This window comes from Streptomyces sp. NPDC048338, assembly GCF_043201055.1.
Lineage (GTDB): Bacteria > Actinomycetota > Actinomycetes > Streptomycetales > Streptomycetaceae > Streptomyces.
In genome coordinates, this window is the sequence record NZ_JBICYQ010000022.1 from 1 (window position 1) to 22,506 (window position 22,506).

Consider the following 22,506-nt stretch of genomic DNA (forward strand, 5'->3'; position numbering starts at 1 on the left):
CTCCCGGGCCGCGTCCGCGCCCCGGGCCCGGCCCCCCCGGGGGGGGGCCCCCCCGGGCCCCCCCGGGGGGGGGGGGGGGCCCGGCCCCCCCCCCCCCCCCGCGGCCCGGTGCTTTCCACATGCTGCTCCACAGCCGGAGGGACTCTGTCTGCCGTCTCGGCAAGACGCCTCGACTGCACAGGCACTGAGCTGCCCGACGGGACGCTCGCCGAACCGGTCCGCCAGCCCGTCACTCGATCAGGGGCCACTCTGAAAGAGCTCCGTGGCTGGTCCGGAACAGTCGGTCTGGAGTGGGAGAGAATCGGGATGAATGGGGAGGAACAGGAAGAATCGACGTCCGCGTCGAGCGGGTTGCGCCATCGGCGCCTGACGCAAAGCCCAGGTCAGACGCCGTTGTTTGTGCTCCTAGAAGAAGCCGAGCCGCTTCGGCGAGTAGGAGACGAGGAGATTCTTCGAGTGCTGGTGGTACACGCCTCGCGCGGCCGCTGACCAGCGGAACGGCCATGATTCGGCCAGGCCGCGGGTGGCTGGTCCGCGTGTGGCCCGGATCTTGGTCGGCTCGGAGCGGGGTTCGAAGCCGGCGGTGAGCAGGCCGCGCTGCTGGCCCTCCCAGAGCACGGTGATCGGGTCGACGCTGTGGAGGTAGGAGGCGGTCAGTCCGCGGGCCTGTTCGAGAGCGGCGGTGAGAACTTCTTCGAGCCACTTGGTGTTCTGCGCGTGCTGAGCCGGGTCGGGGGTCGGCAGGGAGCGGACGGCAGCGAACAGTGCGGCGTGTGCGGCTGTGGAGAATGCGTCTGGACCGATGCCGGGCACGTCGCCGAGGCGTTGCGGGTCGAGGAGGAGGGCCCCGAGGAGGGCCTGCTCGGCGTAGAAGACCGGATGCGGGATCGTGTCGAGGTCTTCCTCGTCGGGACTCGGAGTACGGGGCATCAAGCGGCCAGGGTGAAGTCGTCGGGGTTCAGGGGGGCTCAGGTGCGGTGCGAGGAGGTGGCCTGCGAGCAGACATGCACAGGCCTCCATGCCTGACCACAACTCGCCGTACCGAGGCCATTTGCGCCGACGTCGCCGACCTGTCTTCGACGGTTTCACGCCGACCGCGCGGCCGGCCGCTGCGGTCCCGACTCCGGCGTGGCGCGCCGTCGGCCGATTTGCCAGCCCCGGGCATCGGACAGATCCTGTTGTTGTCCGGCGCCCGACACTACCGCCCGTCGCTGCGGTCGAAAGGGTGCCGGGATCACTGGGGCGGTGAACGAAAGCCGTCCTTCGTTGCGCAGGTAAGCGCGATGAGGCACGCATGAAGCATCTCGTCCCAGCGCGAGCGAGCCCTCGGGGAGGTCTACGCGGATCGCAGTCCGGTTGCGCAGGGCCGGCCAGGCTCCTTCAGAAACCGGAGGCAGGCAATGCTGTGCCACAGCCGGAAGATGAGGCGCTGCCTCGTCATCGCCACCGCAACCGTGTTGACCACACTCTTCGCCCTTTTGTCATCTTCGCGTACCGGGGCGTCGGCCGAAGCTTCCCGGTACGCGACAGTAAATCCGTCCGTCAGCTCCAGGGAAGGATGGCAGCAAATGCCGCTTTCCGTTGGAAAAGGCGAGACGTTCGCCGTGTTCTATGTCTCCGGTTCGTGGACCGTGGACGTGCGAAACTTCCCTATGGTCGGCCCCGGAGGCTACGGGGCAGACATCGACAGGAAGATCTTCCAGCCCTGCAAGTTCGTCGCGGGCCAAGCGTTCGGGGAACTCCTGGGTCGCATCGGAGAGAGCGGCACAGCGTTCTCGGTCGGCGCGGGCGGCATGTTGACCGCTCCGGACAGTGGCACCCTGTTCCTCCGTATCAATGACGCGGACCGCTGCCTCGGTGACAACGACGGATCGATCACCGTCGCCTTGGCGGGCGGCGATGACGATGTGCGCCATCCTCTGTCCCGGCGGAGTTTCGATGAGTACTGCAGGGATCAAGGGTTCGAAGAGGGTGCAGTCACCACGGGAAGCGACGCGTACTCCGTGCGGTGCAAGAACAGCGATGGCAGCCTTCAAGAGTTCAACAACCCGGAAGACATCCACAACTTCGTGGGTGAGGTATGCCAGTCAACGTATCCGGACATCGGCGTGATCGACCGACTCACCACGATGCAGGGAACGTACGGCGCCTGGGAGTGCATGAACCGCACGTCCTATGCGGGGGTTCCCGATCTCCAGGGATGGTGCGAGTCCAGGGGTCTCACCTTGTCCCACAGGACTGATGCCAGGTATGCCGCTTATGGCTGGACCTGCGTGAACGCCGACCGGACACGCAGCGAGGGCATCTCCGTGGGCCTGGTGTGCAAAGGCCAGTTCGGACAGGACGCCCTTGATCGCGTATCCAATGTCCGGGCCAAGGACATCGGGGACGCATGGGATTGCCGGTACGTCAGATAGGGGTCGGCTGCGGCGTACGGGCTCCGCATCCTGGTGGCACATTCGCTTGCGCCCGAGCACGAACGACGACGGGGCCTGTTATGACTCACATACTCAGCACCCGGGTGGGGGCGGTAACGGCCGCGCTGCTCAGTGGATTCCTGGCCCTGGCGATGGTGATCTCCGTTCCACCGGCGCAAGGATCCGTCGGGAGCGGAGGAGATCGAACGTCCCGGGCGGAAGGCATCGACTGGAAGAACCTGACCTACGGGCTCACCTGCGACGACTCCGTGGACAGACCAGTCCCGGTTGCCCTGCGCGATGGAGCCGGGACGGCGAGGGACGACGCGATCGGAAGGGATCGCCATTGGGAGGTTCAGATCCAGCGGATCGTCCACGGCACCCTCCCCCGCTTCGGCAAGGTCACTTCCATTCTCTTCTACTGCCACCCACAGCCGACGAACTACTTCCGCCAGGAGCTACGCGTCTACCACAGCGGCGACGGAACCGAGATCGGGCGCACGCCCACCTTCGATGTTTCCGGCTTTCCTCCGGAGTATCAGCCGGAAACACTAGAGATCAAGAACGGCCACGTGTCCGCCGATCTCGCGTTCTACGGGGAGGAAGACGCTCACGGCCACCCCTCGATACTCCGCCATGTCACCTGGGCCTGGAACGGTCGGCAGTTCGTGAAGCGATCCGAGACCGACGCCCTCTCGAGCCGCGTCGACCTCCGCCGTGAACGTGTCACGGTCAACGGAATCGGCCCCGTACGCATCGGCATGAGCGGTCAGCAAGTGGAGGAGGCGATCGGTTCACCGCTCACCATCGTCGGTGACTTCTCGCACTGCGCCGACGGAACGGTGGCGGGAGCACCCGACGGGCTGTCACTGCGGTTCATATTCGGCACCCTCGTCGCCGTATCAGTGGAGCCACCGGCCAAGACCTCCACGGCTTCCGGGATGCGCGTCGGCACCACACGGGATGATTTGATCCGCACCTACGCCGACGAGATCACCTCGGTCGGGGTAGACGGTGGCTCCGAGCGGCTTGTGTTCGCACCCACCGCACCACGGTTCGGCGGAAGGGTCATCGTGTTCGACCTCGTGGACGGTCAGGTCGAGAGGTTCACCGCGGGAACGCGCGACGGAGCGACCGCCGGTCCCTGTCCCTAGACGCAACAACCATGCCGCCGTACTGCCGGATCGCCGACTCGACCGAATCCTCCTTGGTGAGGCGGTGCATCGCCCCTTCCAACGAGCCAAGGAGCGTGCACCTACCCAGCTACTGCACAACGGCGCTGTCACCTAGGAATCCCTGGCGAGCCGCAGCTCGTCGGCCTCCACCTGCGGCGCGACCTCCAGGCGTTGACGTTCCGCCTTGACCACACCGAACTCTCCCGCCCGCGCTGGTGCAGTCCTGGCTTATCCACCGCGGCTGCCCGCCAGAGGCCATCCGCCTCACGGGAATGGGCCCCGCGCCGGCGGACAAGGCGGCACAAGCGCTCGAGCGACGCCTCGGACGCGACGGAGACCACTACGCGCTCGGCTACAGCCACACCCGCGACGACCCCGACCGCCCCGGTCATCCTCGTGGCCCTGCGCGCCCGCGACGAGAGCGCGCCGTTGCGCCCTTCCGTGTCGCGGTGGAGGAGTCGGACACCGATGCGTGCACCTACACCCTGCGCGAGGGCGGCTTCTCCACGGCAGGAGAAGCCCTGCAATGGTGCCACCGCGGTCGGCTTCCTCTACCGCGGCCACGAGTTCACCGTCCATAAGACGAGCGGCAGCTGGTACTACATCACGGACCGGACCACCGGCGTGAGGGGCTGGGCGTCCGGAACCTACGTCTATCGCGACGTCCGAATGTGCCTCGACTCACAACACGACTACGACGTGGCCGAGTTCCCTTCCGGTCGATTTCCTTCCCAAGAGCGACTGGGCCGTTGTGCCCGGCGGAAAGGAGTTCTCTGTCCGACGGCAAAGAGGACCGCGCAGCGAGGACAGCAGCCCCAAGGGCTGAGCCGCAATCTGGCCCGTGTATAGCCCGGAACTGCTGGCCAGGACTGGGATAGGGGTGGGATGAACTGGAGGAAGGGGAGTATTTCGACGCCTCCCTCATGGGAAGGTGCGGGCGCTCCCAGAAGACGCCTGACCCGGGGAAAGCCCCAGGTCAGGCGCCCTTCTGTGGATCTCTAGAAGAAGCCCAGTTTCTTCGCCGAGTACGACACGAGGAGGTTCTTCGTGTGCTGGTGGTACACGCCTCGCGCGGCCGCTGACCAGCGGAAACGGCCACGAATCGACCCGGCTGCAGGCGGCCGGTCCGCGTATGGCCCGGATCTTGGTCGGCACGGAAGACCCCTGACCGTCGCCCCGTGGCGGCGGCAAGGGGGCACACAAACGAGGGGTGTGCCGACAGGGCTCCACGGAGCATGCCTCGACATGACGCTGGACTGCCGATATAAGTGCGAACCATGGCGGCATCGCAGCCCTTCAGCCTCATGGACAACCCCGGGCATGCGCGGCTGTCGGAGGCGGATGACGAGATCGTGGACCGGGCGCTCACCGTGCGCACGATGGCGGCTGGCCCAGTCCGACTGATCACGTACGACACGAGCATGGCGATGCGAGCGAAGTTCGCGACCCTGCCCGTACTGAAGCTGCGCACGGGCGCAGGCACTGGCAAGGAGCCGGGGAAGAGATAGAGCCCCTCACGCACCAGCGGGGCGCGAGCCACCCAAGCGTCCCTGCGTCATGGCGGAGCGCAGGTCAGGCCGTGAACGGGCGAGCAGCAAGGAGTTCTTGGACCTCGCGCAGAACCGTCGAGGGCGGCAGGGTGCCGTCGACGACGAGCTGGGCGCACGTCCAGGAAGCGCAGCCGGACGCCGGGCTGCCCCGGATCCCGTGTCGTACGGTCTGAATCGCGGCCGCCCACCGTCCGCAACGGGTCTCACCGGACCCGGCGGTGCCGCTGGTACGGCCGAAAGATCTGAACCAATACCGGGAATCAGGCCGCGACGAGCTCCTGCTCGCGGTCCGGCGTCTTGACCTTGGGCTTCTTGTTCGGCAGCGAGAGCCGGAAGACCTTGTGCCACGCGGAGAACACCTGCTTGGGCAGCGGCCCGGTGACGTACTCCAGCTCGTACTTTTCGAACAGCGCGCGCACCTTCACCGCGACCTCGGCGTACCGGTTGCTCGGCAGGTCCGGGAACAGGTGGTGCTCGATCTGGTGCGACAGGTTGCCGGTCATGAAGTGCATGGCCCTGCTGCCGCTGATGTTCGCCGAGCCCATCATCTGGCGCAGGTACCACTGGCCGCGAGTCTCGCCCTTGATCGACCGGCGCTCGAAGACCTGCACGCCCTCGGGGAAGTGCCCGCACATGATCACCGAGTGGGACCAGATGTTGCGGACCAGGTTCGCGGTGAACGTGGCGGCGAGCGTGGTGAGGAACGACGGGCCCGACAGCAGCGGGTGGATCACGTAGTCCTTGAGCACCTGCTTGCGGATCTTGCGGCCCACGGCCTTGGCCCGCGCGCGGAACTCCGGGTTCTTGCGGCGGCGCCTGTGCAGGTTCTTGCCGAGCTCCAGGTCGTACGCCGCGATGCCGTACTCGAAGAAGCAGGCGTTGATGAAGTTCCACAGCGGCTGGCCGAGGTGGAACGGGTGCCACCGCTGATCCTCGTCGACGCGCATGATGCCGTAGCCGAGGTCGTTGTCCTTGCCGATCACGTTGGTGTACGTGTGGTGCAGCTCGTTGTGCGAGTGCTTCCACTGATCGGCCGGCGAGACGTGGTCCCACTCCCAGGTGGTGGAATGGATCTTCGGGTCCCGCATCCAGTCCCACTGGCCGTGCAGGATGTTGTGGCCGATCTCCATGTTGTCCATGATCTTCGCCACGGACAGACCGGCGGTGCCGATCAGCCACGCGGGCGGGAAGATCGAGAACAGCAGTACGCCCCTGCTGACCAGCTCGAGCTTGCGCTGCGCCGAGATGACCTTGCGGATGTAGGCGGCGTCCTGCTCGCCGCGGGCGGCGAGCACCTCGTCGCGGATCGCGTCCAGCTCGCGGCCGAGCTCCTCGATCTGCTCCGCGGTCAGGTGGGCGGTGGGGTCGATGGCGGTCAAGGTGTTCCTACCGTTCGATGTCGCAGGGGCCCGCCGCGGCGGACACGCAGGTCTGGATGAGGACGCCCGGCTCGGCCTCGGTGATGTCCCCGGTGCGCAGATCGCGGACGGCGCCCGACTTGAGCGGCGTGACACAGCCGAAGCAGATGCCCATGCGGCACCCGGAGGGCATGAGCACGCCGGCCTCCTCGCCGATGTCCAGCAACGGCGTGCCGCCGTCCGCGTCGACGGTCTTGCCGCTGGCGCTGAACGTGACCTCGCCGCCTTCGCCTGCGACGACGATGCCGGAGCGGAAGCGTTCGGTGTGCAGGCGCTCTCGCACGCCGTGCGCGGTCCAGTGCTCCTCGACGGCGTCGAGGAGGCCCGCGGGCCCGCAGGCCCAGGTCTCGCGCTCGGCCCAGTCGGGTACCAGTTCGTCGAGACGGGCGATGTCGAGCACGCCGTCCGTGTCGGTGTGCACCTCGGTGAGCCGCAGCTTCTTGTCCGCGACCATGTCGTGCAGTTCGTTGCGGAAGATCACGTCCTGCGGCTGTGGCGCGCAGTGGACCATGACGACGTCGTCGAGCTCGATGTCACGCAGCATGCCCATCACAGGCGTGATGCCGCTGCCGGCCGTCAGATGGAGCACCTTGGCGGGCTTGGCCTTCGGCAGGACGAAGTCACCGGCCGGCTGGTCGAGCTGTACCAGAGTGCCCGGTTTCGTCCTGTGGACCAGGTGGTTGCTGACCTTGCCGTCCGGGATTGCCTTCACGGTGATCGTGACGCGGCCGTCCTGGCGGTTTGCCGGCGAGGTGATGGAGTAGGCACGCCACAGGCGCACCCCGTCGACGTCGACCCCGATCCGCACGTACTGACCGGCCGTGTGGCCGCGCCACCCCCGTCCCGGCCGGATCACGATGGTCGCGGCGTCACGCGTCTCGGGGTGCACGGCCTCAATGCGCCCCCGCAGGTCGGCGCCCGCACGCAGCGGGCTGACCAGGTCGAGATAGTCCGACGGCAGCAGCGGCGTCGTGACCATCTCCAGCAGTTTCCACGCCTTGCTGCGGAGGGCTGTACTCGTCATGGGCCCAGCTTGCTGCGTCTCAAGGCGTAAAGTCCTGACCGCAGGACGTGAATCTGATCGGGGTAATTGTTCGCAGGGAATAAGAACGTGAGCCATGTAACCCAGAGGGCCAGCGAACTGGCCCTGAATGAGACGACGGTCACCGCACTTCGGGCCGCGCTGAAGACCACCGCCGACGAGGTCGTCCAGGCGATCATCGACGAGGTCCCTCCCTACGCCAACGCCCTTTCGGGCCGCATGGGCGGCACCATCCGCCGAGCCGTCCGCACCGCCCTGGGGCACTACCTGGACCTCGCGAGCGGGAACGCCACAGGCGGCGACGGCGGTGACGCGGCCTACGAGCTGGGCCGCGGCGAGGTGCGAGACGGCCGTTCGATGGACGCCCTGCTCAGCGCATACCGCGTCGGCGCCCGCGTGGCCTGGCGATGCCTGGCAGCGGGTGCAGTACCCGCAGGCCTGCCCGCCGCCGAGGTCGCCAAGTTCGCCGAGCTGACCTTCGCCTACATCGACGAGCTCTCCGCCGCGAGCGCCGCGGGCCACGCCGACGAACTGGCCGCCCGGGGCAGGGCCCACGAGCGCCACCTGGAACACCTGGCCCGCGACCTCCTCGCCGGCGCGAGCCCGGACGTGTTGCTGGCCTCTGTTCAACGGGCCGGGTGGCAGCCTCCGGTTTCGCTGACCGCGGTTCTGCTGCCCGCCGCCCAGGCCCGGCCTGCCTACCGCGCGCTCGACCCGAGCACCCTCGTCCTCGACGATCTGCCGGACGCCTTCGGTGTGCTGCTCGTCCCCGATGCCGACCGGTCACATCTCTTGCGGCAGCTGACCGACCGCACCGCCGTGGTCGGCCCGGCCCGGCCATGGACTCGTGCGTCCGCCTCGTACGCACGCGCCGTACGCGCGCGCTCCCTCTCCCCTGATATTCGCGACACCGAGGACCACCTGCCCGAGCTGGTGCTGAGCGCCGACGTGGACGCGTTCGCAGACCTGCGTGCCCGAGCCCTCGCACCGTTGCGGACCTTGTCTGTCGCGACCGCACGGCGGCTGGAGGAGACGTTGCGGGAGTGGCTGCTGCACCAGGGCAGGCGGGACGAGGTGGCGGCGGCGTTGTTCGTCCATCCCCAGACCGTCCGGTACCGGATGTCGCAGCTGCGGGAGCTGTTTCCGGATCTCGCATCGCCACATCGGGTCCTTGAACTGACGCTGGCGGTCGGTCTTCGGGTCAGCTGACGCATACTTCGACCGTCCACGACCGAGTCCGCGAGCGATCCACTATGGCCCGTGTACGCAATCGACGCTGAGAATACGGTGCCGTTTCTAGGGTCTCGCACTTCGTGGCACGGGTCGGGCTTCTTCGAACCGTCTCACAAACGTGGCATTTCTCGGAGAGAGCCTTTGCTGGGCGGCGGTCGGCCGAGCGGGTACATCCCGGCCCCACTCGCTCTGACGGAGGCCGTGACGCCGGCCGGAGCCTGACCGCCGTTGGCTTGCCCTCGGGAGAAGAGGTGCGCCGTTCTGAGGTCAGCAGCGCTGCCGAGGTGGCACCTCAGCCCCTGCGGACTCGCCGGGGCCGAGTGGGTGCGCGGCTCCCACGACGTCCTCCTCGGCGACCTCTTCCGGCACTACGCCAAGTTCCTGGACGGCGTGCGAGCGCAGGCCAACCGCCTCAACGAGAAGTCCATGGAGGAGTGGGACCGTGTCAGCCGGGGCCAGGCGCCTGAGCGGTGAGTCCGGAGTTTGGTCCGTGACTGGTCCGGAAGTGCTGGTCAGGGGTGGGACACCGGTGGGACGAACTGGGAGTTTCGGCGCAAACGAGCTCCCTCCCTGTGCGGTGTCAGCGAGAGGCGCCTGACCGGTGAGAGCCCAGGTCAGGCGCCTCCTTTCGTGTCCCTAGAAGAACCCGAGCTTCTTCGGCGAGTAGCTGACCAGCAGGTTCTTCGTCTGCTGGTAGTGGTCGAGCATCATCTTGTGCGTCTCGCGGCCGATGCCCGACTGCTTGTAGCCGCCGAACGCCGCGTGCGCCGGATAGGCGTGGTAGCAGTTCGTCCAGACGCGGCCCGCCTGGATCGCGCGCCCCGCGCGGTACGCGGTGTTGGCGTCGCGCGTCCACACGCCCGCACCGAGGCCGTAGAGCGTGTCGTTCGCCGTGGCGATCGCGTCGTCGAAGTCGGTGAAGGAGGTGACCGCGACGACCGGGCCGAAGATCTCCTCCTGGAAGACCCGCATGCGGTTGTCGCCCTCGAAGATCGTCGGCTGCACGTAGTAGCCGCCCGCCAGTTCGCCGTCGTACTCGACGCGGCTGCCGCCGGTGAGGATCTTGGCGCCCTCCTGCTGGCCGATGTCCAGGTACGAGAGGATCTTCTGGAGCTGGTCGTTGGAGGCCTGGGCGCCGATCATCGTGTCGGTGTCCAGGGGGTGGCCCGGCACGATCTTCTCCGTGCGGACGACCGCCGCCTCCAGGAACTCGCCGTAGTGGCCGCGCTGGACCAGGGCCCGGGACGGGCAGGTGCACACCTCGCCCTGGTTGAGGGCGAACATGGTGAAGCCTTCGAGGGCCTTGTCGCGGAAGTCGTCGTCCGCCGCCCACACGTCGTCGAAGAAGATGTTCGGCGACTTGCCGCCCAGCTCCAGCGTCACCGGTTTGATGTTCTCCGAGGCGTACTGCATGATCAGCCGCCCGGTCGTGGTCTCCCCGGTGAAGGCGATCTTCGCGACGCGCGGCGAGGACGCCAGCGGCTTGCCCGCCTCCGCACCGAAGCCGTTGACGATGTTGACCACGCCCGGCGGCAGCAGGTCCGCGATCAGGCTCATCCAGAAGTGGACGGACACCGGGGTCTGTTCGGCCGGCTTCAGGACCACCGCGTTGCCGGCCGCGAGCGCCGGGGCCAGCTTCCAGACCGCCATCAGGATCGGGAAGTTCCACGGGATGATCTGCGCGACCACGCCGAGCGGCTCGTGGAAGTGGTACGCGACGGTGTCGTCGTCGATCTCGCTGAGCGCGCCCTCCTGGCCGCGCAGCGCCCCCGCGAAGTAGCGGAAGTGGTCGACGGCCAGCGGGATGTCCGCCGCCAGCGTCTCGCGCACCGGCTTGCCGTTCTCCCAGCTCTCGGCGACCGCCAGTTCCTCCAGGTGCGACTCCATCCGGTCGGCGATCCGCAGCAGGACGTTGGACCGCTCGGTCGGGGACGTGCGACCCCATGCCGGGGCCGCCGCGTGGGCCGCGTCCAGGGCCCGCTCGACGTCCTCGGCGGTGCCGCGGGCGACCTCGGTGAAGGGACGGCCGTCGACCGGGCTCGGGTTCTCGAAGTACCGGCCGAGGGCCGGGGCGACGAACTCACCGCCGATCCAGTGGTCGTAGCGGGACTGGTACGACATGATCGCGCCCTCGGTACCGGGTGCGGCGTAACGGGTCATGGACAGGGCCTCCCTCGGACCGCGCCGGCCGTCCCTGGCCGGCGCTCACCGCCGAGTCTGGGGACCCCGACGTTGCAACCGCGTTGCGCCCTCGACGGGCCCGCCCGCGAGGCCGGCCGGGCCGGCCAGGCCGTCCGCGCCCCGAGAGAGTTCCTCGTCCAGCGCGGTCAGCCGGGCCAGCACGGGCGGCCGCTGCGCCGCCGGAACCGCCGCCGACAGGGCCCGCCACATCTCCACGTCGTCCTCGCCCCAGGCGCTGTACGTCCAGTCGGCGAGCAGCGCCGGGTCGCCCCGGTCCCGCAGCGCCGCCCGCAGCCGGTCCGTCAGCCGCTCCCGGAGCCGTACGACCCCGGGCGCGCGGGAGCCGGGCAGCAGGGGCCCCGCGTACTCGCCGAGCGCCGCCGCGAGTGCGCCCGAACGCAGCCGCCGGTCCACCGTCGCGAAGTCCGCGTCCACCGCCGCCGCCAGCCGGTACGGGCGGGAACGCAGCAGCTCCGGGCCGAGCAGTCCGCGCAGCCGCGACAGTTCGGCGCGCAGCGTGACCGGGGTGATCGACTCGTCCTCGTACAGCCGCACCAGGAGTTCGTCCCCGCTCACTCCCTCCGGGTGGTGGGCGAGCACCACCAGGATCTCGCTGTGGCGGCGGCTCAGCCGCAGCCTGCGGCCCGCCGCCGTCAGCACCGCCTCGTCCCGGCCGAGCGCGGCGAGCCGGATCCGGTCCGCCGCGGGAGCGGGTCCCGCCAGCGCCAGCTGGGACTCCGCGGCCCGCGCCACCGCCTGCACGAACGCCAGGCTGTGCGGATGGCCCAGCCGGTCCCCGCCGGTGATGTCCACCGCGCCCAGCAGGCGCCCGGTGTGCGGATCGTGCACGGGAGCGGCGGCGCAGGTCCAGGCCTGCACCGGCCGCTGGAAGTGCTCGGCGGTGAACACCTGCACCGGACGGTCCACGGCGATCGCGGTCCCCGGTGCGTTCGTCCCGGCCGCCGACTCCGACCAGCGGGCGCCCGCGACGAAGTTCATGGCCCGGGCCCGGCGCAGCGTCCCCGGGTGCCCCTCCACCCACAGCATCCGGCCCGACGCGTCGCAGACCGCCAGCAGGTGCTCCCCGTCCGTCGCGTACGCCCCCATCAGCTCCCGGATCACCGGCATCGCGGCGGCCAGCGGATGGCCGTCCCGGTGTCCGGCGAGTTCCTCGTCGTCCAGCTCGACGCCGGCGAGTCCGTCCGGACTGACCCGGGCCCGCGCCGAGCGGCGCCAGGACTCGGCGACCAGCGGCCGCACCGGCGGGAGCTCCATCCGGCCGCGCGTCGTGAACGCCTCGTGCGCCCTGCGCACCGCTCCGGCGTCCGGTTCCGCCGCCACCCACGCATCGCTCAACTCGGCCTCCCCGGTGAGGTCGTCGGTCCCGTGCCGTCATCGTGGTCCGTGCCCGGGCCGCCCACAAGCGTCCGGACGCCCCGGCATATGCGCCCTGACCGGACCGCACCCCCCCGGTGCCCCGCACCGTCTGCCTCCCCGTCCCGGGACCCCGGCCCATGGCCTCACGTACAGTGGTGCGCGGGCCGTGACTGGCGCTTGAGGTGGATCACCACCGGGGAGCGGCCCCGTGGACACCGCGCACCCGCGTGGACCGCGCTGCCGTGCGCCTGGGCGAACACCGGTCATCGACGACGCCCAGGAGTGGCCCATGTCCACCAGCACCGCCTCCCTCATGGACGGCACCACGCTCGCCCGCCGCACGGTCGAGGAGACCGCGGCACGTGCCGCCGAGGTCACCCGCCGCACCGGGGTCACGCCCTGCCTCGCCACCGTGCTCGTCGGCGCCGATCCGGCCTCCGTCACCTACGTGAAGATGAAGCAGAACCGCTGCGCGAAGGCCGGAATCCGCTCCCGCCACGTCGAGTTGCCCGCCGAGACGACGACCGGGGAACTCGTCGCCGCGATCACCGCGCTCTCCACGGACCCCGAGGTCCACGGCATCCTGCTGCAGCATCCGGTCGGGCCGCACATCGACGAGCGCGCCGCCTTCGAGGCCATCGCCCCGGAGAAGGACGTGGACGGTGTGACCATGGCGTCGTTCGCCGCGATGGGCTTCGGTCTGCCCGGCTTCGTCTCCTGCACGCCCGGCGGCATCATGCGCCTCCTCGACGCGTACGAGGTGTCCCTCAGCGGCAAGCGGGCGGTCGTCGTCGGCCGTTCGGCGATCCTCGGCAAGCCGGCGGGCCTCCTGCTGCTCGGCCGGGACGCCACCGTCACGTACTGCCACTCCCGCACCACCGACCTCTCCTCGGTCGTCCGCGAGGCCGACGTCCTCGTGGCGGCGGTCGGCAAGCCGAACTTCATCAGGGGCGAGGACATCAAGCCGGGCGCGGTCGTCGTCGACGCCGGCTACAACCCCGGCAACGTCGGGGACGTCGACTTCGCGTCGGCCGCCGGGAGGGCCTCCCTCATCACCCCGGTACCGGGCGGCGTGGGCCCGATGACGATCGCCGTACTGCTGGCCCAGACCGTCGAGGCGGCCGAGCGGCAGCTGGGCCTGTAGGTCCCGCCCCCGACCGATCGCAGGTCCCCGGGACCGCCGGGCTTGATCGACGGGACGCCCTCCCGCACACTTGCCGCCACGGCGAACAGCCCGTACGGAATCGTGGATTGTCACGATTCCGTACGGGACGTGCTTCAACTCGCCTTCAAAGAGCGTGAGATGACGAAAAGGAGGTGACGCTGGTCACCATGGCCCCGCTCTCCGCCGACCGGTCGTCACCTCTCCGGTACCTCCTCGTCCCGCTCCTGGTCCTGTCGGCCGTCGCCCTCGTGGCGGCGGCCCTGGTCGCGAGCCGTGACGGAGGCCGGGACGCGCGGCCGGGGGACGCCACCCGGCTCGGCGCGCCCGGCGAGGAACGGACCACCCAGGCCGCCGGACGCCGGCCCGCACCGCAGGGCGGGATCGCGACCACCCGGAGCCCTTCCCGCGTCCCCGCCACCACACCCGCACCGGCCCGAACCCGGCCGCGCGGCACCGCGCCCACCCCGCGGCCCTCCCGCAGCCCGTCGCCGGCGCCGTCGCCCGTGCCGTTCGACCGGCTCCGGGCGGGGGAGTGCTTCGACATCGACCGGTCCGCGCCCGGCACCGTCACCCGGCGCTCCTGCGTCCGGCCCCACGACGCCCAGGTCGTGGCCGTACTCCGGCTGACCGGCGACCACGACTCCGACGAGGCGGTGCGCGACGCGGCCGCGTCGCTCTGCCGCGACCTCCTGCGCCGCAAGGCCGCCGACCAGCCGCGCGGCACCCGCTGGACCACCTTCGTCCAGTACCCGTTCCGCACCAGCTACCTGCTCGGCACCGACACCGTGACCTGCAGCCTCGCGGTGAACGCCGGTACCGGGTCCGGGACCGGCGACGACGCCGACACCGGGGACGACGCCACGGCGGCCCTACGCAAGCTCACGGCACCGCTCCTGTGACGTCCCGCCCCTGACCCCTCCCCGCTCCTCACCCGCCGCCGGCGCCGCCGGTCTCAGTCGTCACCCGCCGCGAGCACCGCGGCCAGCGCCGCCGCCGGGTCGGAGTCCGACGGACCCGCCGGAACCCACCGGTCCCGTTCCTTGCGGCACGCCCACCAGCGGCCGTCCGCGGCGAGCCGCAGCTGGGCCTCCGCGCCGACCACCGTCCAGCGGCCGGTCCCTGCCGGGCGCAGTACCGGCCTCGGCCCGGCACCCTCCCACGCCTGCGCGAGCTGCGCCTTCGCCCGGCCGAGCAGCTCCGGTTCCGGATCCCACTCCTCCTCCAGAGCGGCCAGGGCGGGAGCGCCGCCCACTCGCCACGCTCGCGCGGCCGGCTCAAGATCGGTCCGCCGGCGCCCGGACCCGGCGGCCAGCCGGGCCGTGATCGACGACGTCGGCGTCCCGGTCGCGACCAGCCGTACCGCGTCCTGGCCGATCGTCAGATCCGCCTCCACGGGCTGCCGTTCGTGCCCCGGCGCCAGCGCCGCCGCCAGCATCCGGTGGGCCCGGGAGGCCGCGTCGGCCGCCAGGAACTCCAGCGCCGCCGCGTCGACACCCGGTTCCGGGTCCGTCTCGGTGTCGAGCGACGGCGGCTCGCCCGGGACCGACGGCAGCGTGGGCGGCGCCGGCAACGGCGGCAGGATGTCCCGCGCGGCGAACGCCTCCCGCGCGGACACCCCCGCGGAAGGGGCGTCCGGCCCCTCCGTCGCGGACCCCGTCCCCGTCGCACGCGACGCGCTGCGCTCCTGGAGCTCGTCCAGCACCGCCCGCTCGCCCCGCCCCCGCATCAGCAGCAGGACGAACGGGTCCTCGTCCAGCAGCCGCGCCACCTGGTAGCACAGCGCGGCCGTGTGCGGGCAGTGGTCCCATGCCTCGCAGCCGCATTCCGGGTCCAGGTCGCCGATGCCCGGGAGGAGTTCGAGCCCGGCCGCCGCAGCGTCCTCGACCAGGTGCGGAGGCATGTCACGGTCGAGCAGCGCCGCGATGTGCCCCGCGCTGTCCACCGCCAGGTCCAGCAACCGGTCCCACTCCTCCTCCGACAGTTCCTGCAGCAGCACGTCACTGCGGTACCCGGTGCCGTCCCGGTCCTTGACCACCGCGGTGATCCGGCCCGGGCGGACGGACACGGCGCCCACCGCGCCCTCGCGCGCGTGGCGGCGCCCCTGCTTCAGCTGCTGGTTGTCGAGCGCGGTGTCCTCCAGCGCCTTCAGCCACGCCCGGCCCCACCACGTCCGGGCGAACGCGGAACCGCGCGCCGGCGGCAGCGCCGCGAAGGTCCGCTCCTCGTCGTGCCGGCCCGCCGTGCCCCCGGTCTCGTACCCGCTCATCGTCCGTCCCCTCGCAGCCCCACCAGATCGGCCAGTTCGGCATCCGTCAGCTCGGTCAGTGCCGCCTCGCCCGCGCCGAGCACGGCGTCGGCCAACTCCCTTTTGCGGACCAGCATGTCGGCGATGCGGTCCTCGATGGTGCCCTCGGCGATCAGCCGGTGGACCTGGACCGGCTGGGTCTGCCCGATGCGGTAGGCCCGGTCGGTCGCCTGCGCCTCCACCGCCGGGTTCCACCAGCGGTCGTAGTGCACGACGTGACCGGCCCGGGTGAGGTTGAGGCCGGTGCCCGCGGCCTTCAGCGACAGCAGGAACACGGGCACCTCGCCGTCCTGGAAGCGGGCCACCATCGCCTCCCGCTCGGCGACCGGCGTCCCGCCGTGCAGGAACTGCGTCCGCACGCCCCGGGTCGCCAGGTGCCGTTCGAGCAGCCGCGCCATCTGCACGTACTGGGTGAAGACCAGCACGCTCGCGTCCTCGGCGAGGATCGTGTCCAGCAGCTCGTCCAGCAGCTCCAGCTTCCCCGAGCGGCCCTCGATCAGGGGACGCTCCTCCTTCAGGTACTGGGCCGGGTGGTTGCAGATCTGCTTGAGGCCGGTCAGCAGTTTCACGACCAGTCCGCGCCGTTCCATGCCGTCGGCCTCGGCGATCGCCGCGAGGGTCTCGCGCACCACCGCCTCGTACAGGCCGGCCTGTTCCTTCGTCAGGGAGACGGCGCGGTCGGTCTCGGTCTTCGGCGGCAGCTCGGGGGCGATGCCGGGGTCCGACTTCCTCCGGCGCAGCAGGAACGGGCGGACCAGTGACGAGAGCCGTTCCGCGGCGGCCGGGTCCCGGCCGCCCTCGACGGCGGAGGCGTACCGGGACCGGAAGGTGCCGAGCCTGCCGAGGAGGCCGGGGGTCGTCCAGTCGAGGATCGCCCACAGCTCGGAGAGGTTGTTCTCCACGGGCGTTCCGGACAGTGCGACGCGCGCCTTGGTGCCGATCGTGCGGAGCTGCTTCGCGGTGGCGGAGTACGGGTTCTTGACGTGCTGGGCCTCGTCCGCGACGACCAGGCCCCAGGCCGGGGCGGCGAGTCGCGCCGTGTCCAGCCGCATGGTGCCGTAGGTGGTGAGGACGAACTCGCCGTCCGCGAGCCCCTCCAGACCGCGGGCCGCGCCGTGGAAGCGGCGTACGGGGGTGCCCGGCGCGAACCGCTCGATCTCGCGCTGCCAGTTGCCCATGAGCGAGGTCGGGCAGACGACGAGCGTGGGTCCGGCGGCGGACGGGTCGGTCTGCCGGTGCAGGTGGAGGGCGATGAGGGTGATCGTCTTGCCCAGTCCCATGTCGTCGGCGAGGCAGCCGCCGAGACCCAGGGAGGTCATCCGGTGGAGCCAGTTCAGGCCGCGCAGCTGGTAGTCGCGGAGCGTCGCGGCGAGCGCCGCGGGCTGGGCGACCTCCTGCCGGCCGCCCTCCGGATCGGCCAGCCGGGCGCGCAGCTGTTCCAGCGCGCCGGTCGCCCGGACCTCGACGCGGCGGCCGGCGACCTCGGTGGTGCCGGTCAGGACGGCGCCGAGCGCGTCGACCGGGGTGACCTTGTGGTCCTGCGCGGCGCGCGCACGCCGGAGTTCGGCGGGGTCGATCAGGACCCACCGGTCCCGCAGCCTGACCAGGGGGCGGGCGGACTCGGCCAAAAGGTCCAGCTCCGCGCGGGACAGCTCCCGGTCGCCCAGCGCGAAGCGCCAGTTGAAGGCCAGGAGGGCGTCGGCGGACAGGAACGACGGGAGCCCGGAGAGTCCGGCCCCCGGCTCGCCGTCGTTCGTGCCCGCGGCGTCCTGGCCGGCCTCGCGGGCCGGTTCGTCCGGAGGCCCGATCACCGCGGTCGTCGTGAGCCGGTGGGCGAGTTCGCGCGGCCAGTGGATCCGTACGCCGGTGGCGGCGAGGGCCCGGGCGGCCGGACCGAGGAGTTCCGTGACCTCCTCGTCGGCCAGTTCCACGGCGTCCGGGACCGCCGCCGAGAGCAGCGGGGCCAACGGAGGCCAGGCGCGGGCGGCGCGGCGCAGGGCGAGGAGGGCGTCCAGCCGGGCGCGCGGGCCGAACGCGGCGCCGGACGGGCCCGATCCGGCCCAGATCTCGGCCGCGTCGGCGGCGAGCGCGGGGTCGGCGACGCTGTGGATCTGCAGCACAGCCCGGAAGGCCGGCGCCTCCGGCCCCTCGGACGGCGCCCCGTCGGACGCGTCGGAGCCCTCCACGAGCGCGCCGAGCCCGGGCAGCTCGATGCGCAGGGAGAGGCGTACGCCCGCGTCGTGGCCGGCGGCCACGTCGGCCGCCCACGGCCGCTGACCGGGCAGCGTCTGCGGCTCGGGCGCGGCGAAGGCGGGGCCGCCGGCGGCGAGCGGTGCGGCCGGCGTACGGGGCAGCGTGTCGGCGACGGCGTCGACGAACGCACGCAGCAGGCCCTCCGGCTCGGGCAGCCGCAGGGCGTCCGGGCCGTCCGGCGGCATCGTCGTGCGCACCGGCCCGGGCAGCGGTGCCGCGTGGGCGGACGGCGGCATCGAGGCGGCCAGCGTGCGCAGGGCCGAGACCTCCTCGGGGCCGAGGGGGCCGGCCCGCCAGGCGTCGTGGTCGGTCGGGGTGAGACCGGGCAGGACGAGCCCCCGGGCGACGAACCCGAGGGCGAGCAGGGCGGCGGCGCCCCAGAAGGCGGTGGACGGCGAGGCGTGGTCGTGCAGCCGGGCCCGGGTCAGCAGCGGCAGGGCCTCCCGAACGGGGAGGAGCAGCGCCGGCACCGTGCGGGTGTCGAGATCCTCGGTCACCACGGTCACCGTGGTCAGCCCGTCCTCGGCCACCCGACGGTCCGCGTCCTTCCGGTCCTCCTGCGCTCCTTGCGTCCCGCGCGCCTCCCGACCGGCCCGCGCGTTCTCGTCCCCCTCCGACGACCAGAAGGCGATCCGGCCTTCGCGCGGGGGGTCGGCGGGCAGGAAGACGGCGGAACGGCGGGCGAGTTCATCAGGGCTCTGCGACAGCGTCAACGCATTCCTCAAATTTGACTACTGGGGTCGAGCGGCCGAGGGTACCCGAACCGCCGGGCGGACCGGGAACGGAAACACCGTGATCCGGCTCACACCGCCCCGTTTCGGGAGCGCCCCGGCCGATCCCCGCGGCCGCCGCCCCCGACGGTGGGGCCAGCCCCACCCCCCGCACCCGGGCATCCCCCCGGGATTCCGGGGGATGCCGCCATGGCCGCGGGCGATCACCGATCCGTACGTTCGACCCAGGCCGCGCAGCCAGCGCCCAGGCCCCGCCACGGACACCGGAGACCTCCATGCCCCAGGCCACCGCCACGCTCACGGCCCCCGAGAAGGCCCCCGCCGCAGCCGCCCGGCGCGGCGCCGGGGGCAGCGAGTTCGGCCCCCTGCTGCGCACGGTCAAGGAGCAGGGGCTGCTCGACCGCCGGGCAGGCTGGTACGCCCGCGGAATCACCGTCAACCTCCTCGCCCTCACCGCGGTGGCCGTCGGACTGGTCCTCCTCGGCCCGACCTGGTGGGCCCTGCCGCTGGCCGTCCCGCTCGCCCTCTTCTCCGCCCGGGCCGCCTTCGTCGGACACGACGCCGGCCACTCCCAGATCAGCGCGCACCGCAAGCGCAACCGGGCCCTCCAGCTCGTCCACGCCAACCTCCTGCTCGGCATGAGCCAGGAGTGGTGGAACGACAAGCACAACCGCCACCACGCCCACCCCAACCACCTGGAGAAGGATCCGGACGTCGCCGCCGACATCCTCGTCTTCGCCCAGCACCAGACGGCGGGCCGCACGGGCCTGCGCGGCTGGCTCACCCGCCACCAGGCGTGGCTGTTCTTCCCGCTGACCACCCTGGAGGGCATCGCCCTCAAGGTCTACGGCTTCCAGGCACTGTTCTCCGCGGACGGCCCCTACCGCACCCGCCGCGACCGGCTCGTCGAAGGCGCCCTCCTCTGCGCCCACGTCGCCGGCTACGCCACGCTGCTCCTGACCAGCCTCACCCTCGGACAGGCCCTGGTCTTCGCCCTGATCCACCAGATGCTCCTCGGCCTCCACCTCGGCATGGCCTTCGCCCCGAACCACAAGGGCATGGAGATGCCGGACGCCCACCCCGACGGCGACAGCTGGGGCCATCTGCGCCGGCAGGTGCTCACCTCGCGCAACATCCGCGGCGGCGCCCTCACCGACTGGTTCCTCGGCGGACTGAACTACCAGATCGAGCACCACCTCTTCCCGAGCATGCCCCGGCCGCATCTCCGCCTCGCCCAGCCCGCCGTGCGTGCCCATTGCCGCACACTGGGTATCCCCTACACGGAGACCGGTTTCGTCGAGTCCTACCGGCAGGCGCTCGGTCATCTCCACGAGGTCGGCGAGCCGCTTCGCACGGCAGCCTGAACGCTGTCGGCGGCGGCCTGAGAAGGAGGCGTCGGAACCATGACGACACGCACGAAGATCGTGATCGGGGGAGTGGCCGTCGGCCTGCTCCTCATCCCCCTCATCGGATTCTGGATGTCGCTGCTCGTGATCCTCGGCGTCCCCGCCGTGGCCTACCTGGCCCTCGACCCCGGCCAGCGGCGCCGGCTGCGCCGGATCTCCCGCAAGGAACTCCGTCGCTGATGCCGAAGGCCCTCCCGTAGAGTCGCAAGTGATCATCTGTTCGGGAGAGGGGAGCTCCGCGTCATGAGCGGCACGGTCACGACGGTCAGCAGCAACGGCGAGTACGCGTTCACCAAGCCGAACCGGGACAGCATCACGCTGCTGGCCGGGCTCGGCGTGGAAGGGGACGTCCACGCGGGGGTGACGGTCAAGCACCGCTCGCGGGTCGCGAAGGACCCGACCGTGCCGAACCTGCGCCAGGTGCACCTCATCCACGCCGAACTCCTCGACGAGGTCGCCGGCGCCGGCTTCGAGGTGGCGCCCGGCGCGCTCGGCGAGAACGTCACGACGCGGGGGATCGACCTGCTCGGCCTGCCCACCGGGACCCGCCTGCGGCTCGGCGCCGAGGCCGTGGTCGAGGTCACCGGGCTCCGCAACCCGTGCGCGCAGATCGACACCTACCGCCACGGACTCCTCAAGCAGGTCCTCGGCCGCGACGAGGACGGCCGGATCGTCCGCAAGGCCGGCATCATGAGCGTCGTGCTGACCGGCGGGGAGGTGCGGCCCGGCGACCCGATCACGATCGAGCTCCCGGCCGAGCCGCACCGTCCCCTGGAGATGGTCTGAACCCGCTCCCTACTCCTCCAGCGCGCAGGAGTTGACCGGGTCACCGCCCGCGGGCCGCGCGATCGTGCGGTCGGCGGGCGGTGCCGTGCCCGCCTCCACCCACCGGGTCAGCGCCGCGAACGCCGAGCGGTAGCAGGGCAGGATCGGCCGCAGCCGGTCCGGGTACGTGTCGTACAGGGCGTCGGTGTGGGTGCCGCCCTGCACCGTGTAGTACCGGTGGAGGCGGTCCCGGCCGCGCGCGCCGACCATCTCCTCGTACACGTCCGAGTCGGTCGCGATCGGCAGCAGCGTGTCCAGGTCGCCGTGCAGGGTGATGAGCGGCTTGCCGATCCGTCCGGTGAGCGCGACCTTCGCCACGGCCCGCCGGACCGCGCGGGGACGCGTGGCGTAGTCGTAGGCGGCGTCCGACGCGCAGGGCGCCAGGATCTGCTCGACGGTGGTCCCGGCGGTGGTGCCCGGGCAGCCCGGGTCGTACGACGGGTCGAACTCCGCCCGGAAGATCTTCTGGGTCAGCCCCCAGTACGCCTTCTCGTGGTACGGCCACAGGAACGCCGAGCCCGGCGCGAAACCGGCCGCGACCAGATCGTCGTCGGTCGCCCGCCCGAAGGAACGCGCCACGGTCACCGGCAGGCTCGTCAGCAGGTTCGGGCCCCGGGTCGTCCACAGGACGCCCTCCCAGTCCACGCCCCCGTCGTACAGCTCGGGACGGTTCTCCAGCTGCCAGCGGGTCAGGTAGCCGGCGTTGGAGATGCCGGTCATGTAGGTGCGGCGCGGGGCGTGGCCGTAGCGCTGCCCGACGGCCTGCTTGGCGGCCCTGGTCAGCTCGGTCACCCGGTGGTTCCACTCGGCCACCGCGTCACCCGGCTCCCTGCCGTCGGTGAAGAAGTCCGGTCCGGTGTTGCCCTTGTCGGTGGCGGCGTAGGCGAAGCCCTGGGCGAGGACGTGGTCCGAGATCAGGGTGTCGGTGGAGTACTGGCGCCGGGTGCCGGGCGCCCCCGTGACGACCAGGCCGCCGTTCCAGCGCTCGGGGAGCCGGATGACGAACTGGGAGTCGTGGGCCCAGCCGTGGGTGGCGTTGAGACGGGAGTCGTCGGGGAAGTAGCCGTCGATCTGGATGCCGGGGACCCCGGACGGGTTCCTCGTGCCCTTCGCCGAGAGACCTGCCTGGTCGGCCATGTCGGTGTAGGCGGTGCCGGCCAGCCCGGCGGTGGTCAGATCGCCGAGGCAGGCGGTCCGCTGGCGCTCCGCGCCGGGGACGCGCAGCCGCTCCTGACGGGCACAGGACGGGCCGCCGTCCTCGGCCCCGGCCGGGGCGGCGGGGCCGAGGACGGTCAGACCCGTCAGGAGCGCGGCGAGCAGGGGAACGCCTCGGATGGGGCGCATGGACGGCCTCCGGTGGGACGGGGGGACGGGAATGCGTCACCCGTGGGGCGCGCCGCCACATCGTGCGGGGCGCTCCTGCCGCGC

18 protein-coding genes, 2 pseudogenes and 1 riboswitch are annotated in these 22,506 nt (G+C 71.4%); of the genes and pseudogenes, 11 read left to right on the top strand and 9 right to left on the bottom strand.

The window, feature by feature from the left end; translation table 11 throughout:
* Nucleotides 1-630: 630 nt before the first annotated feature.
* A pseudogene (locus ACGFZF_RS36020) lies at nucleotides 631-930 on the bottom strand (DnaB-like helicase N-terminal domain-containing protein); the annotation flags it as partial.
* A gap of 638 nt (nucleotides 931-1,568) precedes the next feature.
* On the opposite strand from ACGFZF_RS36020, the gene ACGFZF_RS36025 reads away from it, so the two are divergent.
* The 4 genes and pseudogenes from ACGFZF_RS36025 to ACGFZF_RS36040 all read left to right on the top strand — a co-directional run bounded on the left by ACGFZF_RS36025 (nucleotide 1,569) and on the right by ACGFZF_RS36040 (nucleotide 5,100).
* Nucleotides 1,569-2,417, top strand: a complete 849-nt coding sequence (locus ACGFZF_RS36025; protein WP_393561323.1) for a hypothetical protein — start codon at nucleotides 1,569-1,571, stop codon at nucleotides 2,415-2,417.
* Nucleotides 2,418-2,497: 80 nt separating this feature from the next.
* A complete protein-coding gene (locus tag ACGFZF_RS36030) occupies nucleotides 2,498-3,571 on the top strand; it encodes a hypothetical protein (protein ID WP_393561325.1) in 1,074 nt (357 codons plus the stop codon).
* Nucleotides 3,572-3,988: 417 nt separating this feature from the next.
* Nucleotides 3,989-4,273, top strand: a pseudogene (locus ACGFZF_RS36035) (SH3 domain-containing protein); the annotation flags it as partial.
* 596 nt (nucleotides 4,274-4,869) lie between these two features.
* Nucleotides 4,870-5,100 carry a hypothetical protein gene (locus ACGFZF_RS36040; protein ID WP_393561327.1) on the top strand — a complete coding sequence of 77 codons (231 nt, stop codon included), beginning with the start codon at nucleotides 4,870-4,872 and terminating at the stop codon, nucleotides 5,098-5,100.
* Between the two features lie 47 nt (nucleotides 5,101-5,147).
* Here the strand turns inward: ACGFZF_RS36040 and ACGFZF_RS36045 are convergent, their stop codons facing one another.
* From ACGFZF_RS36045 to ACGFZF_RS36055, 3 genes are all read right to left on the bottom strand, one after another.
* Nucleotides 5,148-5,330 (bottom strand): DUF6207 family protein, encoded by a 183-nt coding sequence (locus ACGFZF_RS36045; protein WP_328940561.1) that lies wholly within the window; start codon nucleotides 5,328-5,330, stop codon nucleotides 5,148-5,150.
* A gap of 72 nt (nucleotides 5,331-5,402) precedes the next feature.
* Nucleotides 5,403-6,521, bottom strand: coding sequence for a fatty acid desaturase family protein (locus ACGFZF_RS36050; RefSeq protein WP_393561329.1), 1,119 nt, complete (start codon nucleotides 6,519-6,521; stop codon nucleotides 5,403-5,405).
* Nucleotides 6,522-6,528: 7 nt separating this feature from the next.
* Nucleotides 6,529-7,584 (bottom strand): ferredoxin reductase, encoded by a 1,056-nt coding sequence (locus ACGFZF_RS36055; RefSeq protein ID WP_393561331.1) that lies wholly within the window; start codon nucleotides 7,582-7,584, stop codon nucleotides 6,529-6,531.
* A gap of 87 nt (nucleotides 7,585-7,671) precedes the next feature.
* On the opposite strand from ACGFZF_RS36055, the gene ACGFZF_RS36060 reads away from it, so the two are divergent.
* A complete protein-coding gene (locus ACGFZF_RS36060; RefSeq protein ID WP_393561333.1) occupies nucleotides 7,672-8,811 on the top strand; it encodes a PucR family transcriptional regulator in 1,140 nt (379 codons plus the stop codon).
* A 348-nt stretch (nucleotides 8,812-9,159) separates the two neighbouring features.
* The gene (locus ACGFZF_RS36065; protein WP_189801159.1) at nucleotides 9,160-9,309 is read left to right on the top strand and encodes an integrase; all 150 of its coding nucleotides are present in this window, start codon (nucleotides 9,160-9,162) and stop codon (nucleotides 9,307-9,309) included.
* Between the two features lie 162 nt (nucleotides 9,310-9,471).
* On the opposite strand, the gene ACGFZF_RS36070 is transcribed toward ACGFZF_RS36065, so the two are convergent.
* Both ACGFZF_RS36070 and ACGFZF_RS36075 read right to left on the bottom strand, forming a co-directional pair.
* Nucleotides 9,472-10,995 (bottom strand): aldehyde dehydrogenase family protein, encoded by a 1,524-nt coding sequence (locus ACGFZF_RS36070; protein ID WP_361309942.1) that lies wholly within the window; start codon nucleotides 10,993-10,995, stop codon nucleotides 9,472-9,474.
* 45 nt (nucleotides 10,996-11,040) lie between these two features.
* Complete coding sequence (locus tag ACGFZF_RS36075) at nucleotides 11,041-12,372, bottom strand: GAF domain-containing protein (RefSeq protein ID WP_393561336.1); 1,332 nt, start codon at nucleotides 12,370-12,372, stop codon at nucleotides 11,041-11,043.
* A 177-nt stretch (nucleotides 12,373-12,549) separates the two neighbouring features.
* A riboswitch (ZMP/ZTP riboswitch) is annotated at nucleotides 12,550-12,654 on the top strand.
* A 28-nt stretch (nucleotides 12,655-12,682) separates the two neighbouring features.
* Here ACGFZF_RS36075 and ACGFZF_RS36080 point away from each other — a divergent pair.
* The gene (locus tag ACGFZF_RS36080) at nucleotides 12,683-13,537 is read left to right on the top strand and encodes a bifunctional 5,10-methylenetetrahydrofolate dehydrogenase/5,10-methenyltetrahydrofolate cyclohydrolase (RefSeq protein ID WP_393561338.1); all 855 of its coding nucleotides are present in this window, start codon (nucleotides 12,683-12,685) and stop codon (nucleotides 13,535-13,537) included.
* A gap of 173 nt (nucleotides 13,538-13,710) precedes the next feature.
* Nucleotides 13,711-14,457: a hypothetical protein gene (locus tag ACGFZF_RS36085; RefSeq protein ID WP_393561340.1), complete on the top strand. Its 747-nt coding sequence runs from the start codon at nucleotides 13,711-13,713 to the stop codon at nucleotides 14,455-14,457.
* 53 nt (nucleotides 14,458-14,510) lie between these two features.
* Here the strand turns inward: ACGFZF_RS36085 and ACGFZF_RS36090 are convergent, their stop codons facing one another.
* Together ACGFZF_RS36090 and ACGFZF_RS36095 are read right to left on the bottom strand one after the other, a co-directional pair.
* Nucleotides 14,511-15,824, bottom strand: a complete 1,314-nt coding sequence (locus ACGFZF_RS36090) for an SWF or SNF family helicase (RefSeq protein ID WP_393561342.1) — start codon at nucleotides 15,822-15,824, stop codon at nucleotides 14,511-14,513.
* The gene (locus tag ACGFZF_RS36095; protein ID WP_393561344.1) at nucleotides 15,821-18,829 is read right to left on the bottom strand and encodes a DEAD/DEAH box helicase; all 3,009 of its coding nucleotides are present in this window, start codon (nucleotides 18,827-18,829) and stop codon (nucleotides 15,821-15,823) included. The genes ACGFZF_RS36090 and ACGFZF_RS36095 overlap by 4 nt, the downstream gene beginning before the upstream one ends.
* A 293-nt stretch (nucleotides 18,830-19,122) precedes the next feature.
* Here ACGFZF_RS36095 and ACGFZF_RS36100 point away from each other — a divergent pair, with 293 nt between their 5' ends.
* The 3 genes from ACGFZF_RS36100 to ACGFZF_RS36110 all read left to right on the top strand — a co-directional run bounded on the left by ACGFZF_RS36100 (nucleotide 19,123) and on the right by ACGFZF_RS36110 (nucleotide 21,039).
* Nucleotides 19,123-20,211: a fatty acid desaturase family protein gene (locus ACGFZF_RS36100; RefSeq protein ID WP_393561346.1), complete on the top strand. Its 1,089-nt coding sequence runs from the start codon at nucleotides 19,123-19,125 to the stop codon at nucleotides 20,209-20,211.
* Between the two features lie 39 nt (nucleotides 20,212-20,250).
* A complete protein-coding gene (locus ACGFZF_RS36105; protein WP_147976450.1) occupies nucleotides 20,251-20,433 on the top strand; it encodes a hypothetical protein in 183 nt (60 codons plus the stop codon).
* Between the two features lie 63 nt (nucleotides 20,434-20,496).
* A complete protein-coding gene (locus ACGFZF_RS36110; RefSeq protein ID WP_393561349.1) occupies nucleotides 20,497-21,039 on the top strand; it encodes an MOSC domain-containing protein in 543 nt (180 codons plus the stop codon).
* 9 nt (nucleotides 21,040-21,048) lie between these two features.
* On the opposite strand, the gene ACGFZF_RS36115 is transcribed toward ACGFZF_RS36110, so the two are convergent.
* Nucleotides 21,049-22,422, bottom strand: coding sequence for a tannase/feruloyl esterase family alpha/beta hydrolase (locus tag ACGFZF_RS36115; protein WP_393561351.1), 1,374 nt, complete (start codon nucleotides 22,420-22,422; stop codon nucleotides 21,049-21,051).
* Nucleotides 22,423-22,506: the final 84 nt, after the last annotated feature.

What these genes read in the sequence shown, in the direction of transcription:
- ACGFZF_RS36025 (WP_393561323.1), top strand. Translation starts at nt 1,569, where the DNA reads ATGCCGCTTTCCGTTGGAAAAGGCGAGACGTTCGCCGTGTTCTATGTC.
- ACGFZF_RS36030 (WP_393561325.1), top strand. Translation starts at nt 2,498, where the DNA reads ATGACTCACATACTCAGCACCCGGGTGGGGGCGGTAACGGCCGCGCTG.
- ACGFZF_RS36040 (WP_393561327.1), top strand. Translation starts at nt 4,870, where the DNA reads ATGGCGGCATCGCAGCCCTTCAGCCTCATGGACAACCCCGGGCATGCG.
- ACGFZF_RS36055 (WP_393561331.1), bottom strand. Translation starts at nt 7,584, where the DNA reads ATGACGAGTACAGCCCTCCGCAGCAAGGCGTGGAAACTGCTGGAGATG.
- ACGFZF_RS36070 (WP_361309942.1), bottom strand. Translation starts at nt 10,995, where the DNA reads ATGACCCGTTACGCCGCACCCGGTACCGAGGGCGCGATCATGTCGTAC.
- ACGFZF_RS36080 (WP_393561338.1), top strand. Translation starts at nt 12,683, where the DNA reads ATGTCCACCAGCACCGCCTCCCTCATGGACGGCACCACGCTCGCCCGC.
- ACGFZF_RS36090 (WP_393561342.1), bottom strand. Translation starts at nt 15,824, where the DNA reads ATGAGCGGGTACGAGACCGGGGGCACGGCGGGCCGGCACGACGAGGAG.
- ACGFZF_RS36100 (WP_393561346.1), top strand. Translation starts at nt 19,123, where the DNA reads ATGCCCCAGGCCACCGCCACGCTCACGGCCCCCGAGAAGGCCCCCGCC.
- ACGFZF_RS36105 (WP_147976450.1), top strand. Translation starts at nt 20,251, where the DNA reads ATGACGACACGCACGAAGATCGTGATCGGGGGAGTGGCCGTCGGCCTG.
- ACGFZF_RS36110 (WP_393561349.1), top strand. Translation starts at nt 20,497, where the DNA reads ATGAGCGGCACGGTCACGACGGTCAGCAGCAACGGCGAGTACGCGTTC.
- ACGFZF_RS36115 (WP_393561351.1), bottom strand. Translation starts at nt 22,422, where the DNA reads ATGCGCCCCATCCGAGGCGTTCCCCTGCTCGCCGCGCTCCTGACGGGT.